This window comes from Paraburkholderia sp. CHISQ3 (genome assembly GCF_030464945.1).
Taxonomy (GTDB): domain Bacteria; phylum Pseudomonadota; class Gammaproteobacteria; order Burkholderiales; family Burkholderiaceae; genus Paraburkholderia; species Paraburkholderia megapolitana.
In genome coordinates, this window is the sequence record NZ_JALPRG010000001.1 from 232,889 (window position 1) to 248,622 (window position 15,734).

Sequence of the window (15,734 nt, forward strand, 5' to 3'; positions counted from 1 at the left end):
AGCGTGCCGTTATCAGAGCGGCATCAACCCCGCAGGAAGTCTCACGCCGCCGTTGATGAGGCGGATGTAGCGATCGCCGCCGCTCGCATCCTGAGGTTCCTTTTCTCCGTGCGCTTTGCCTTCGTGATCGGTGCTTTGCGCGACCGCATTGTTGCTGAAGCTGTTCGGGCCGAATGCGTTGCCCTGACCGACCACGCCACCACCCACTCCGCTGCTGCTGCCCTGACCCAATGCACCGCCGCCGAAGCCACTGCCACCGCCGTGACCGAGCAGTCCACCCAGACTCGCGATCGAGCCGTGATAACCGTTGTCAGGTTGTCCCGGTACCTGCGGGTTGGCTGGCAGCAACTGCAGCGTGCCGGCTGCATAGTTCAGCACGTAGTTGGGACTTAGCGCGCTGTAACCCGACGGCGTAATCACATACTCGCCGGGTAACGGCGTGCCGACGTTGGTGCTGAAAGTCAACTTGCCGCCCAGCACTCCGGTGGCCGTATCGTCATAGCGTAAGCCGCTGACCGTCACACTGTAGGGCGCGAGGAAACCCCAGTATCCCGTGACGTTGTCGGCACGCACGGTCAGTGTGGCTGGCGTGATCTGCAGCTGGCCGTTGACGAAGGTGATCGCGTAGTTGCTATTGGCGAGTGTGCCTTGACCGATCGCGTAGTTGCCGACGTTCTCGCCAGTCTGACGTGTCGCCGCTCCGCTCAGGCTGTCGTTGCCGACCAGATTGCCGCCGGTGATCTGATAAGCGAAGTTCGGATCCGTGTTGCCGTAGATCTTGCTTAGCTGATCGCCGGTCAAGGTGATCGGCCTAGGCGTGATTTGCAGTTGCCCGTTGACGAAAGTGATCGCGTAGTTGCTGTTGGCCAGTGTGCCCTGTTCGATTGCGTAGCCGCTGACGTTCTCGCCGGCTTGACGCGTCGCCGTGCCGCTTAACGTATCGGTGCCGATGAGGTTGCCGTTCGTGATCTGGTACGTGAAGTTCGGATCGGTATTGCCGTAGATCTTGCCTAGCTGGTCACCGGTGAGCGTGATCGGCCTGGGGGTGATCTGTAGCTGTCCATTGACGAAGGTGATCGCGTAGTTACTGTTGGCTAGCGTGCCCTGGTCGATTGCGTAGCCACCGACGTTCTCGCCGGCCTGCCGTGTCGCCGCTCCGCCTAAGGTATCGCCGCCCACCAGGTTGCCGTTCGTGATCTGGTAGGTGAAGTTCGGATCGGTGTTGCCGTAGATCTTGCCCAGTTGATCGCCGGTTAGCGTGATCGGTCGTGGGGTGATCTGTAGCTGGCCGTTGACGAACGTGATCGTGTAATTGCTGTTGGCGAGCGTGCCTTGACTGATTGCGTAACTGCCGACGTTCTCGCCCGCTTGCCTTGTGGCCGCTCCGCTCAAGGTATCGTTGCCGACCAGATTGCCGCTGGTGACCTGATACGCCAGGTTCGGATCGGTGTTGCCGTAGATCTTGCTCAACTGGTCACCGGTCAAGGTGATCGGCCTTTGTGTGATCTGTAGCTGGCCGTTGACGAAAGTGATCGTGTAGTTGCTGTTGGCGAGTGTGCCTTGGCCAATTGTGTAATTGCCAACGTTCTCGCCGGCTTGCCGGGTGGCCGCTCCGCTCAAGGTATCGTTGCCGACCAGATTGCCACTGGTGACCAGGTAAGCCAGGTTTGGATCGGTGTTGCCGTAGATCTTGCTGAGCTGATCGCCGGTTAAGGTGATCGCTCGTGGCGTGATTTGCAGTTGCCCGTTGACGAAGGTGATCGCGTAGTTGCTATTGGCTAGCGTCCCTTGCTCGATCGCGTAGTTGCCGACATTCTCGCCGGTCTGCCTTGTCGTAGCACCGCTTAGCGTGTCAGTGCCTACCAGGTTGCCACCGGTGATTTGATACGTCAGGTTCGGATCGGTGTTGCCGTAGATCTTGCTCAACTGATCGCCGGTCAGCGTGATCGGTCGCGGTGTGATCTGCAACTGGCCGTTCACGAAGGTGATCGCGTAGTTACTGTTGGCCAGTGTGCCCTGCCCGATTGCGTAGTTCCCAACGTTTTCTCCTGCCTGACGCGTAATCGCACCACTCAGACTGTCGGTGCCTACGAGGTTGCCGCCGGTGATCTGATACGTCAGGTTCGGATCCGTGTTGCCATAGATCTTGCTCAACTGATCGCCGGTTAGCGTGATCGGGCGCGGCGTAATCTGCAACTGGCCGTTCACGAAGGTGATCGTGTAATTGCTGTTGGCGAGTGTGCCCTGACTGATCGCGTAACCGCCAACGTTCTCGCCGGCCTGACGTGTCGTCGCTCCACTTAGTGTGTCGGTGCCTACGAGGTTGCCGCTGGTGATCTGGTACGTCAGGTTCGGATCCGTGTTGCCGTAGATCTTGCTTAGCTGGTCGCCCGTTAGCGTGATCGGTCGCGGCGTGATCTGCAGTTGGCCGTTCACAAAGGTGATCGTGTAGTTGCTGTTAGCCAGCGTCCCTTGAGTGATTGCGTAGCTACCGACGTTCTCGCCGGTCTGACGGGTTGCGGCTCCGCTCAACGTATCGGTGCCCACCAGATTGCCGCTGGTGACCTGGTAAGCGAGGTTCGGATCGGTGTTGCCATAGATCTTGCTTAGCTGATCACCCGTGAGCGTAATCGCCCGCGGCGTGATCTGCAGTTGGCCGTTGACGAAGGTGATCGCGTAGTTGCTGTTGGCCAGTGTGCCCTGTTCGATCGCGTAGTTGCCGACGTTCTCGCCGGTCTGACGTGTCGTCGTACCGCTCAGCGTATCTGTACCTACCAGATTGCCGGTGGTGATCTGGTAAGTGAGGTTTGAATCGGTGTTGCCGTAGATCTTGCTCAGCTGGTCACCCGTCAACGTGATCGGCCGCGGGGTGATCTGCAGTCCGCCGTTGACGAAGGTGATGGCGTAGTTGCTGTTGGCCAGTGTCCCTTGAGTGATCAGGTAGTTGCCGACGTTCTCGCCAATCTGTCTTGTCGTAGCGCCGCTTAACGTGTCCGTACCTACCAGGTTGCCGGTGGTGATCTGATAAGTGAGGTTTGGATCGGTGTTGCCGTAGATCTTGCTCAGCTGATCGCCCGTCAACGTGATCGGGCGCGGGGTGATCTGCAGCCCGCCGTTGACGAAGGTGATAGCGTAGTTACTGTTGGCCAGTGTTCCTTGAGTGACAAGGTAGCTGCCGACGTTCTCGCCGACCTGACGTGTCGTCGCTCCACTTAACGTGTCCGCGCCTACCAGGTTGCCACCGGTGATCTGATACGTCAGGTTCGGATCAGTGTTGCCGTAGATCTTGCTCAGCTGGTCACCGGTCAACGTGATCGGTCGCGGTGTGATCTGCAACTGACCGTTGACGAAGGTGATCGCGTAGTTGCTGTTGGCGAGCGTTCCCTGGTTGATCGCGTAGTTGCCGACGTTCTCGCCGGTCTGACGCGTCGTAGCGCCGCTTAAGGTATCGCTCCCCACCAGGTTGCCGCTTGTGATCTGGTATGTCAGATTCGGGTCCGTGTTGCCATAGATCTTGCTCAACTGATCGCCGGTCAGAGTGATCGGTCGCGGTGTGATCTGTAGCTGTCCGTTGACGAAGGTGATCGCGTAGTTGCCGTTGGCGAGCGTCCCCTGGTTGATCGCGTAGCCACCGACGTTTTCGCCGGCCTGGCGTGTCGCCGCCCCGCTTAAGGTGTCCGTGCCGACCAGGTTCCCAGCGGCGATCTGATACGTCAGATTCGGGTCCGTTTTGCCATAGATCTTGCTCAGCTGATCGCCGGTTAGCGTGATCGGTCGCGGCGTGATCTGTAGCTGTCCGTTGACGAAAGTGATCGCGTAGTTGCTGTTGGCGAGCGTTCCCTGGTTGATCGCGTAGTTGCCTACGTTCTCACCAGTCTGACGTGTCGCAGCACCGCTTATCGCATCCGTTCCGACCAGGTTCCCACTCGTAATCTGATACGTCAGATTCGGATCCGTATTGCCATAGACCTTGCTCAGTTGATCGCCGGTCAGCGTAATCGGTCGCGGCGTAATCTGCAGTTCACCGTTCACGAAGGTGATCGTGTAGTTGCTATTGGCAAGCGTTCCCTGAGCGATCGCATAGTTGCCGACGTTCTCTCCAGCTTGACGCGTCGCGGCTCCGCTTAAGGTATCGCTCCCTACCAGGTTACCGCCAGTGACCTGATAAGTCAGATTCGGATCGGTATTCCCGTAGACCTTGCTCAACTGGTCGCCCGTCAACGTGATCGGCCGCGGTGTGATCTGCAGTCCGCCGTTGACGAAGGTGATCGCGTAGTTGCTATTGGCCAGCGTCCCCTGAGTAACCAGGTAATTGCCAACGTTCTCGCCCGCCTGACGTGTCACCGCTCCGCTCAGTGCGTCTGTACCTACCAGATTGCCGCCGGTGATCTGATACGTCAGATTCGGATCGGTATTCCCGTAGACCTTGCTCAACTGATCGCCCGTCAACGTGATCGGACGCGGTGTGATCTGTAGTTGCCCGTTGACGAAGGTGATCGCGTAGTTGCTGTTGGCCAGTGTCCCTTGAGAGACGAGGTAATTGCCGACGTTCTCGCCGGCCTGGCGTGTCACCGTTCCGCTCAGCGTATCGGCGCCCACCAGGTTGCCCGTGGTGACCTGATACGTCAGGTTCGGATCGGTGTTGCCGTAGACCTTACTCAACTGGTCGCCGGTCAACGTAATCGGCCGCGGGGTGATCTGCAGCCCGCCGTTGACGAAGGTAATGGCGTAGTTGCTGTTAGCCAGTGTCCCTTGCGAGACCAGGTAATTGCCGACGTTCTCGCCTGCCTGACGCACAGCCACGCCGCTCAACGTATCAGTGCCTACGAGGTTACCGCTGGTGACGTGGTAAGTCAGGTTCGGATCGGTATTGCCGTAGATCTTGCTGAGCTGATCGCCGGTCAACGTGATCGGTCGCGGTGTGATCTGCAACTGGCCATTGACGAACGTAATCGCGTAGTTGCTGTTAGCAATCGTCCCTTGACCGGTCGCATAGTTGCCGACGTTTTCTCCGGCCTGACGACCGGCAGCTCCGCTTAACGTGTCAGTGCCGACCAGATTGCCGCTAGTAATCTGGTAGGTGAGATTTGGATCGGTGTTGCCATAGATCTTGCTCAACTGATCGCCGGTTAGCGTGATCGGTCGCGGCGTGATCTGTAGTTGCCCGTTGACGAAGGTGATCGCGTAGTTGCTGTTAGCGACGGTCCCCTGGTTGATCGCGTAATTGCCCACGTTCTCGCCGGTCTGACGCGTTACCGTCCCGCTCAGCGTATCGGTACCCACCAGGTTACCGCCCGTGATCTGGTAGGTGAGATTCGGATCGGTATTGCCATAGATTTTGCTCAACTGATCACCAGTCAACGTGATCGGCCTTGGCGTGATCTGTAGCTGTCCGTTGACGAACGTGATCGCATAGTTGCTGTTAGCAAGCGTCCCCTGGTTGATCGCGTAGTTACCCACGTTCTCACCCACCTGACGCACGGCAGCACCGCTCAAGGTATCGGTACCCACCAGATTGCCACCGGTGATCTGGTAAGTCAGATTAGGATCAGTATTGCCATAGATCTTGCTGAGCCGATCACCTGTCAGCGTAATCGGCCGCGGTGTGATCTGCAGATTTCCGTTGACGAAAGTAATCGCATAGTTGCTGTTGGCGAGTGTCCCTTGGTTAGTCGCGTAGTTTCCAACGTTCTGGCCCGCCAGCCGCGCAGAAGCACCGCTCAATGTGTCCGTACCTACGAGGTTGCCGCTAGTGATCTGGTAAGTCAGATTCGGATCGGTGTTGCCGTAGATCTTGCTCAACTGATCGCCAGTCAGCGTGATCGGCCGTGGCGTAACGGTCAACTGCCCCGAACTCAGGAAAACCAGCGCGTAGCCATTCAAGGCCGACACGGTGCCTTGCGCGATATTGATCTGATAACCGCCCACATTAGCGCTACTCAGCGTGCCGGCCGAACCCAGCGTAGGCGCACCGCTAAAAGCGTTAAGAGGATTCTCGCCAAGATAGGCACCGGCGACGCCCGTCTCCGCGAAACCACCACTCACGGTATACGTGCTACCTACGTTGCCAGTATTGCCGTAGACCTTGCCGAGATTGCTCGACGTGAAGGTCAACGTCGGCTGGACCGAAAACAGATAGCGGTTGCCCGTCTGCGTCACACCGCCCGGAGGTTGAGACGCATACGTCGAACTCCACACAGCGACGTTGGCGCTGTTGAGATTGTTGAAATTATCGTTAGCCGGATTGGCTGAATAGATCAGCCAGCGGCCGTTGCCTGTGCTGACAGCCCCCGCACCGGACTGGTTATTGAAAACCGTCTGCGCCGACAGCACGACTGCATTGCCGCTAGCCTGGCTGCTCACCGTAGTACCGGCACCAAGCGTCAAAGCACCACTGCCTTTAACCAGCACCGTCCCGGTGCCGGTGGTGGTGATGTTGCGATCGATGGTCAGATCGGTGGTAGCGGTGAAGTTCAGATTGATGTTCGGCGTAAGCGTCAAGCTCGAACCGTCGACCGTATAGAGAACGCCCGGGGCGGTCAGCCCGCCGAGCGGCGGCGCCATGATTCCGCTCAGGGTGGCAACGTCGGATGAATACACCGTGACGGTGTTGGCCACGATGTTGAGACCGGTAGCATTGCCGCCCACGGCGTCGATGTTAGTCAGCGCGTTGCCGACCGCGGCCCCCCCCGACAGCCAGGTCAGCACCGGGCCTTGCCGCGGATCAACCGTAAAGTAGTAGTAACCGTTAGCGCCGGTGGTGGCGTTCTCAAGCAGGTTGCCGCCGCCCGCGAGTTTCACGCCTAACGCGCTGTTGTCGCCACCGGTATTGGCCATGCCAGAGACGATGGTCGGGCCGGTAGGGAAGCGCCAGTTCAGATAGCCGTAGGAAATGCCCGGCTCGATCCCCCACACCGCGGGATTGAAACCGCTGGGCAAACCGCCCTGAAGTTGCGCGGTGGTTTGCCCAGTGATGCCGGTCGCTACACTGTTGGCGCCCAGGCTCTGGCCGCTGGTCGTTGTATCCCAGTAGGAATTGGTGACACCGCCCTTGTTAAAGCCGATGAATCCTGCAACGTTAGTGGCAGGGCTGCGCACCAGTCCGGTCGAAAACGAGTTGGTCACCGTTCCGCCGTCGTTCCAGCCGATGAACCCACCGACCGAATCATAGCCGCCGGTCACATACCCGGTCGCATAGGAATCGCTGATGTTCGCCGTCGAATAGCCAACCAGTCCGCCCATATACTGGGTGGCCTGCGAGCCAGTTGCACCTTGCACGCTCCCGGTGGCATAGGACCGGGTAATAGTCGAAGTGCGTGCGTCGCCAACCAGTCCGCCGACGTAATCATCACCGCCGTTCACTGCACCCGTCGCGTAGGAGTTGGTAATCGAACCGTTGCTGATCGCACCGATCAACCCGCCGATTTCGTCGCTGCCGCTACCGGAGGTATCGGGAGCCGACACAGACGCGGTGGAGTACACATTGGCGAAAACACCGTTTTCGCTTTGCCCCACCAGGCCACCGACGTAGTCATCTCCCGAATTCAATGCGCCTGTGACATAGGTATTGGTCACCGATCCATAGCTGGTATAACCGGCCAGGATGCCGGTAAACCTATAACCCGTAATATTGGCATTGACGATGCCAAGATTGCTGATGATCCCCGTGTTAGCAGAACCGCCAATCTTGCCGAACAGCCCGACGTAGTTCGTACTGGGCAGATTGATAAACAGGTTCGAAATCACATGCCCCTGTCCATCCAGCGTGCCAGTGAAATAGCTTCCACCGCCGATCGGTACAAAACCCGCACCACTGTTCCAGGTCGATGTCGCCGACGCGTCGATGTTCTGGCTTAGCGCATAGATACCGGCGAGGTTGTTCGTGATGGCCTGCAACTGCGTGACGTTGTTCACGAGCATGTACGCGCTTAGCGTACCCGCGCTGATATTGCCGGTGTAGACAGTAGGCGCGGTATAGCTGCTGGGGTTGTAGTAAAGCGATATCGAACCCGCCGTACCCACGGTATTACCCGTGTTGAAGATGACCGTACCTATACCGGTACCGGTCTTGTCAGAACGCAGGATGATGTTCCCCGCACCCGCATTGGTGATATTCGCGTTGACGTTGATATTGCGGTACGCCTCCAGATCGAGGCTAAACCCGCTGTTCCAGTTGACCGCCTGGTTGACGTAGATATCGCCAGGCGCGCTGCCACCGGGCAGCGTCGCAATCGTCATGTTGGTGTTCGCCAGATTCGCGCTGAGCGTCGCGCCGGTCATGAAGCTGCTGCCGTTGCCGGGATCGTTGCCGATGTAGTAATCGGTGGGATCGATCAGCCACTGGCCGGTCTTGCCGGATGCTGCTTTCGTGGTGATCCGCGCGGTATCGCCAACCTGCACGATGTGGCCCGACGTTTCGATAAATCCACCGTTTCCACCGTTGGGTGCCGAAGCGTCCAGTGTGCCACCGACCTTGACCGTCCCCTGATCCATATTGCCGAGCAGCGTGATCGTGCCGTTGTGATTTTCCAGGGTTCGCGCTTCGATGATCCCCTGGTTGTTCACCACCGTATCGAGCAGTGCGTCTGTGGCCTTCGCGGTGAGCCACACGCTGCCGCCGTCGGCCTGAATCAATTGGCCGTTCTGTGCGAGTGCGCCCGCCACACCCTGGTCGATCTGCAGGTTCAGCAGGCGGTCGCCGGCAAAGTTCAGCGTGATGCCCTGCCCCGCTCCTAACGCCACGCTACCAAGACGCGCCTGAATCAAGCCTTCGTTATCGACCTGAGCGCCGAGCATCGCAATGTAGCCGCCATCGGCCGCATGCAGGTTGCCCTGGTTGAGCACTGCACCCGGTGTACCCGAACCGCTGAAACGGTAGCGCCCCGCGAGAAAATCCTGATCGCTGAGACCGAGCGTCGACGCAACGAGACCGCCGACGTTGACCTGCGCTCCCCGGCCGAACAACACGCCATTGGGATTGATCAGGAACACCTGGCCGTTCGCATTGAGCTGACCGAAGATCTTGCTGCCGTCGGTGCCTAGCACGCGATTCAACGCGATCGCGCTGGTACCGGGCTGATTGAAATTCACCGTCTGCCCGGCGCCGATATTGAAGCTGTTCCAGTTGATCGACAGCTTCGGGCTGCCTTGATCGACGGTCAGCGTTTGACCGCTCTGCGAGATGCGTCCGTTGCCGACGCTGATGCTTCCACCAGTAGGCAGGCTTTGTGCCGCTGCCGTACCGCTTAGCAGCAGCAACAACAGCACGGCATGCGTCACCGGATGCAAGACGAAGCGAGGATTGCGCGTAGTCATGATAGCGATCGTCCCTGGCAAAGCCGAAGGGTGCAGCCGACCTGATGCCCTGCTTCCACTCTCGTCAGCAGGCCGCAAACTCAAAAGTAATAGCTACCGCGGATCCAGACTCGCGGGTTGTGATCCGGTCCGCTATCGGGCGTACCGCCGGCAACCCGCCAGGCGAGCGCGCTATCCACACTCCAGTGAGCCGCATAGTTCCAGCGCACCGCGACACCGACATCGCCGAGCGTGCGGCTGTTCACGTCGCTGGTCCACGGGTCCTTGCTGATCGTGACGTGGCCGACATCGTAGAAACCGGCAAGCTGCCATGCAGGCGTGAGCGCATAGCGAAGTTCGAGCGTCGCGAGGTAGCCTTGATCGCCGTTGCCTTCGCCTTGCGGGTAACCGCGCACGCCATAGGCGCCGCCCAACTGGAACTGCTCGGCGGAATCGAGATTCTTGCTTGCAACCTGCGCCTGAAATGCGCCGTACAGGCTAAAGCGGTCAGTCAGGCGTTGCAGTCTTAGCAGCGAAAAATTCCATACCTGGAAGTGGCCTTCGGTATGCGCGCTGATCGCATCCAGTTCTTTCGATAGCGGATCATGAAAATCGAGCTGGCCGGTCAGGTAGCTGACGCTAAAGCTGGTCACGCCACCGCCACCGAAACCGTCGCGCAGGTTGCCGTTCAGGCTCAAGGTCCAGTTCAGCAGATTGCGCGCATTGCGGGTGCCATATAGATCGATCTTGTCGATCAGTTCAACCTTGTCGACACCGATGCGGGCGGACAGATTGAAATCGCGCCGGCGAATCAACGGCTGGGTCAGGAAACCACCGACAGTCCGCGCCGTGCCATGCGCATCGAGTTGATCGAACTCTTTGCCCAACGAATACCTGAGCGCCGAATACGCGGCGCCAATCTGCGTGCCATAACTGCCCACCGGCACCTGATAGCTGGCGCGGCCATAGTATTGATGCTCGTCGGAGACGAGGCCGTCGACATTGAACAGATCGCCGATGCCTAACGGGCTTCTCACCGCAAGCGAAGCGCCAAGACGATCGCCGCCGGTATAGCGGTTGCCGTAGTTATCGAGCGATACCGAACCCGACACCCGCCGATCCGCCGGGATCGCCACATCCAGTTGCGACGTGCCAACCGTGCTGCCTGGGTGCAGCGTCGACGCCACGTCACCGACGCCGGCCAGATCTCCCGTCAGCAACAAGGCACTCTCGAGACGCTGGGTCTGCACGACATCGCCGGGTTGCAAGACGTGCAGCGGCATGTCGGCGGCCCAGTCTCTCACCAGCGATTCGTTGTGCACGACGATCTTGTCGTAGCGGCCTTCCAGAATGGCGATAGCGACGACGCCATCGTGGATGTCCTGTGCAGGCAGATACGCACGCGCGAGCAGGAAACCATGATCCCGGTAGTAACCGGTGATGCGTGCTGCGACTTCTTCCAGACCGGCCAGATCCAGATCGCGACCGATCGCATCGTGCAGCAATGGCTGCAAGCGCGCTTCGGGGTAGACGGTGTTGCCTTGAATGCGAAAGCCCGTTACGCGAAATTTCGCGGTGGGCGGTGCCTGCAAAACGGATTGCGCGGCATTCTGGACATCGAGCTTTAACGGTGCTTGCGGCGGCAAGCTCTGTGGAGCCTGCTCGATCTGCCGCAGAATTTGCCCGGAGTTGGGTGGTGTCGGCGCTACCTGAGCTTGGGCCGGCGACGCCAGCACGACTATCAGGATCCCCGCCCCCCAACCGTACCCGTTCTTCTTATGGCTTCGGCCATGGCGGCCAGTCTCGCCATAAGGTGCACCATGCATGCCGTTCCAGCACTTGGTCATAGCGATCCTCTACAGCGCACTGAGAAGATGCCGCACAGAATCTGCCGAAAATTCGAATTCGCGTTGCATAAATTCACCCTCGGAATATTCGCGCCTCATTGCCTGTGTATCCAGGGCAGCTGTTTTACGTGCAACGAGGCAACTGATTTTTATAGGTGATTCAAATACCAACGAAACGTCTGAAGGATAATGCACCTGCCCCACATCTTTCGTCTATGTAATTTTAATTTCTGACGTTATTTTCCACATCAGAAATCGAGAAATAGACAATCACCGCACCAGTGAAACGTTTGCGCCGAAAGCGACGCAGGATAGTCACTCCCAGCCAGCGGCAGATTTCGCAGAAATAATGACTATGCAAATCAGGTAACGTGAAGCATGCGTGCCAGCAGAAGACTAAAACCACCCTCGCTTAACAGAAAAAGTGCAATCCGCCCAATTGCGGCGGTGCAATGTCATCTGGAATCGATTTGGTATTCGATGTCCGCGTATTCTCTGTCATCACGACGTCTCCTTTCACGCCTGTCATGCTACCGGTGCAAGCGGATATCCGGAATGCGCGGTAATTTCCCGGGATATAAAAAGGCCAAGACCTTGCGGTCCTGGCAAAGGTCCCGTCGAGGGTGCAAGCGGGACCTGAGAGACCGCGACACGAGGTGGCGACGCGCGCCCATCGTGTTGTGGAACGTCGTCATCACTGGCCGCCGCCCGTTCGGTGCGCGGCAGCCAGCGTGTCATCACGCGTGATGGGTTGAAATCGGCCCCGCTTCCCCCGTCAGGTTGAGAATACTGTCGAGCCACGCGAGGAAAGTCGAGAACGTGAAGTCGGACCACTGCTCGGTCCGGAACGCCTTCATGACCGGCGTATCGGACGGGTCCTTCTGGTTGAGCAGGTCGTTGACGAAATTGCCGACGTCCGCGTTGATACCGTTCTCGTGAATCCCCGAGCCTGTGAAGCTGACTGCGGTGACCTGGTGGTTATCGATGAAGTCGTTACGCGCCCACGGCATGTAATAGCCGAAGTTCGGCAACGGGTTCAACGCCTGCTTGAGTCCATCCAGCTCGTTGTCGAACATGGCGAGCGAGAGCGAGTCTTTGGTCGTGTCATCCGGCGCCGCGATGACCGCCGGTACGAACGCGCGGTAGTGATACGCCGCGATGATCTTGTCCTGCTGATACGACGAGAAGCCGAAACGGTCGTGTGGGAACGTGGCAGAGAGTGCCGCGTACGCACTACCCATATTGTTGGGATCGAAGTTCTTGAGCAGCTTGCTGTTCACCGCAATCATGCTGCCCTGTCCCGTCAGGTTCCATTCGGTGCGAACCTTGTCGTATAGCCCGACCGAAGGATGCGTCGTCGGATCGGCATTGAACGGCGTGATGAATACGGTACCGGCATCGTCCAGCAGCGAGCTATGCAACTGCGGCTGCAGCGTATTGCGGATCGTTGCGTAGTTGGCGAGTGTTCCGTAGCCGCCTGCACTCATCCCATACACGAGCAAGCGGTTCGGCTTGCTCAACCCGTGATCGACGAGCCACTGGCTCACCGCCTGAATGTTCTTGGTTCCGCTGAAGTGCTGAATACGCCAGTCGCCGGTCGGCGACGTGTAGTTACGCACCGAGTTGCCCATGTGGATGTCGCCGCTGCAGTACGGAACGTAGACCTGGGTCCAGTTTTGCGTTTCAACCGACGGCTCGCCAACCAGAATGTGCTCGAGGTCCATGCGTGTGAGCAGCGGCGACAGGAATGACGTCATCAGGCTTTCGTCGGCCGTACCGTTCACGTAGTTGTGTGGAATGCCGTCCGGATTGAAGCCGCCTAACCCTGCTTCGGCACCCGTCGACGTCTGCGTGCAGGTGCCATAGTCCCAGCACGCGCCGCCCGGCTGCATCATGAACAGCACGCTATCGGACTGCGCGCGATTCACATAGAACCGCAGCGGCGTGCCATTGCCGCAGTTCGCGCCGGTGCTTTCGGGCAAGGTCACTTCGAACCACGAATAGTACGGAATGGATGGGTCAGGTGCAGTCGTGTCGGCCGCGTGACCGCTTGCCATTGTCATGCCGAACAAACCCGCTACGCCCAGTTGCTTGATGCATTTGAATGCGGACATCTCTCCTCCTTATCGATGGATACAGGGTGTTCTTTGATTCGCAGCGGGCGAGCGGGCTACTGCGTGGTTATGTCGAATCGATGCGCGATAGCTCGGCTACCACGCGTACGCCGGCGTCATATCAGATTGACGTTAAAGAGGCTCATAAGAAACCCGGCAACCGATGTCCACGCAAAGTCGGACGACTGATCGGTTCTGAATGCCTTCATCACCGGTGTGTCCAGCGGATCTTTCTGGTTGAGCAGGTTGTTGACGAAGTCGCCGACGTGGGCATCAATACCGTTCTCGTTGATGCCAGTGCCAGAGAACGTCACCGCCGTAACCGTGTGGTTGTCGATGAAGTCGCCGCGCGCCCACGGGATGTAATAACCGAAGTTCGTGAGCCCGTTCAGTTCTGTCTTGATCCCCGGCAGCTCTTCATTGAACAGCGCCAGCGAAGCCGCGGATTTCGATGCGATATCGGGCAACGCAGCGACCGTCGGATCGAACAGGAAGTAGTGGAACGCGGAGATCACCTTGTCCTGCTGGAAGCTCGCGTAACCCAGACGATCGTGCGGATACTTCTCGCTCAGTGCCTGATAGATGCTGCCCACATTGTTGGTATCGAAAGCCTTGCCCAGCATACCGCGCAGAGTCTTCAGGAAACCTGCTCCGCCTGCCCAGTTCCATTGCTGCCGGATGACGTTGTAGATGCGAACGGAAGGATGTGTGGACGGATCGGCATTGAACGGCGTAACGAAAACCGTTCCCGCGTCGTCGAGCAGCGAGCTACTGGCCTGCGGCTGCAACGTGTCCCGAACCGGAGCGTAGTTGGTCAGTGCTCCATAACCACCCGCGCTAAGCCCCCATACCAGCAGGCGTTGTGGTTTCGCGAAACCATGGGACGCAAGCCATTGCATGACCGCCTGAGTGTTTTTCACACCCGCGAAATGCTGCAGGCGCCAGTTACCATTTGGCCCGTTGTAATTCTGGATCGCGTTGCCAGTGCTGATATCCCCACTGCAATAGGGTAGAAAAACCTGAGTCCAGTTCTGGGTTTCTACCTGAGGCTCACCTACCAGCCAGGTCAGAAAGTTGATACGCGTCATGATCGGCGACTCGAAGGTCGACGTAAGCGACTCGACTGTCGTACCGTTCATGTAGTTGTGCGGGATACCGTTTGGATTGGATGCACCGATCTTCGACTCTATGCCGGTCGTGTCGCCCGAGCAGGAACCATAGTCCCAGCACGCACCACCACCCTCGAAACCGACCAGCATGTTGTCCGACTGCGCGCGATTGATATAGAAGCGCATCGGCGTGCCGTTGCCACAACTCGCACCTGTGTCCTCCGGCAACGTCACTTCGTACCACGAGTAGTACGGAATCGATGGATCGGGCGTAGCCGGAGCGGTTGCTGCATGAGCGTTGAACACGGTCAAGCTCAACAAGAATGCGACGCACAGCCGCATGATGAGGCGTATTGAAAGCATGTCTCTTCCCTGTTTATGGATGCGACTGTTCTAACGTCCTCTGACGGGACGCTATAGGTGCGACTAAGCGACGTTCAGTTCGTGCCGGACGGAGCGCCGCCGTCGTAGATCTGCGTGCGCAGCGTCTGCAAGCGCTGGCCGATGATCGTTTGCTGCTGGTCGGGATCGCGCACGGTTGCCTGCACCTGGTCGACGATCTGTTTGGCCTGCTGCGAGTAAGTCTGAAAACGCGGGTCCTGCGCGGGCGACGGGCCAACCGTCTGTTGCGCGTAGCTGTTCCACTGCTGCTGCATGTTCTGGATCGCGGCATCACGCGTAGCCGGATCGGGCTCGGCATCCATCAGCAGCGCCGCGCTCAGTGCTTCGGCCTGCACCGGAACGATCTCGTTGCGCGCAACGTGCTCGGGCAGTTCGCCAAGGATCTGTTGCGCGAGGATGCGCTTGTCCTGATCGGACATGTTCTTGCGATTTGCGCCGTAGTCGGCGACCTGATCCTGGAAGCGCGCAAACGCGAGGATACGTTGAACTTCCGCTTCAGCGTCGGGGCGGCCGGCCAGGCTCTTGCGCAAGGCGGCGATGTCGAGGCGTCGCTCTGCGGGGCCGGCTGTCGATGCTGTCTGTGTCTGCCCGGACGGCGCTGCCTGCTGCGTGGGCACGGCAGCACTGGCGGGCTGCGTAGCCGCCGCACTCGATGACGTGCTGTACCACCATGCCGCGGCGATGGTGCCGCTCACCAGTAGTACTGCCAACAGACTCCATGAAAGCCTCGATTTTTGCATCACGTCTCCCTGCTTTATTTTGCTTCTTTATGTTGCAATTTGTTGCATTATGCGGCAATAATAGACGGAAATATTCTGCGTGGCACGCCGAAATTTAGAGGTTGAGCACTATCGGCTGCCCGGATGTGTGCTCGGTGACAATGCGTCACCGTGAAGTCGGGCGAGTCTGAGCGGCAATGTCATTTCGCATAACGATGGATCGCGCTGTCGTACCAACGATAGCCATCG

The 15,734-nt window shown here is 58.6% G+C and carries 5 protein-coding genes; all 5 read right to left on the bottom strand.

Features of this window, described 5'->3' with window-relative positions:
• Positions 1–12: 12 nt before the first annotated feature.
• Complete coding sequence (locus M0D65_RS01080; protein ID WP_266250474.1) at positions 13–9,315, bottom strand: MBG domain-containing protein; 9,303 nt, start codon at positions 9,313–9,315, stop codon at positions 13–15.
• Positions 9,316–9,395: 80 nt separating this feature from the next.
• Complete coding sequence (locus M0D65_RS01085; RefSeq protein ID WP_266250475.1) at positions 9,396–11,141, bottom strand: ShlB/FhaC/HecB family hemolysin secretion/activation protein; 1,746 nt, start codon at positions 11,139–11,141, stop codon at positions 9,396–9,398.
• Positions 11,142–11,878: 737 nt separating this feature from the next.
• Positions 11,879–13,255 (bottom strand): pectin acetylesterase-family hydrolase, encoded by a 1,377-nt coding sequence (locus M0D65_RS01090; RefSeq protein ID WP_266250477.1) that lies wholly within the window; start codon positions 13,253–13,255, stop codon positions 11,879–11,881.
• Between the two features lie 116 nt (positions 13,256–13,371).
• Positions 13,372–14,727 carry a pectin acetylesterase-family hydrolase gene (locus tag M0D65_RS01095; RefSeq protein ID WP_266250478.1) on the bottom strand — a complete coding sequence of 452 codons (1,356 nt, stop codon included), beginning with the start codon at positions 14,725–14,727 and terminating at the stop codon, positions 13,372–13,374.
• Positions 14,728–14,801: 74 nt separating this feature from the next.
• Positions 14,802–15,476 carry a phospholipase C accessory protein PlcR gene (gene plcR / locus M0D65_RS01100; RefSeq protein ID WP_266250480.1) on the bottom strand — a complete coding sequence of 225 codons (675 nt, stop codon included), beginning with the start codon at positions 15,474–15,476 and terminating at the stop codon, positions 14,802–14,804.
• Between the last annotated feature and the right edge of the window lie 258 nt (positions 15,477–15,734).

What these genes read in the sequence shown, in the direction of transcription:
- M0D65_RS01080 (WP_266250474.1), bottom strand. Translation starts at nt 9,315, where the DNA reads ATGACTACGCGCAATCCTCGCTTCGTCTTGCATCCGGTGACGCATGCC.
- M0D65_RS01085 (WP_266250475.1), bottom strand. Translation starts at nt 11,141, where the DNA reads ATGACCAAGTGCTGGAACGGCATGCATGGTGCACCTTATGGCGAGACT.
- M0D65_RS01090 (WP_266250477.1), bottom strand. Translation starts at nt 13,255, where the DNA reads ATGTCCGCATTCAAATGCATCAAGCAACTGGGCGTAGCGGGTTTGTTC.
- M0D65_RS01095 (WP_266250478.1), bottom strand. Translation starts at nt 14,727, where the DNA reads ATGCTTTCAATACGCCTCATCATGCGGCTGTGCGTCGCATTCTTGTTG.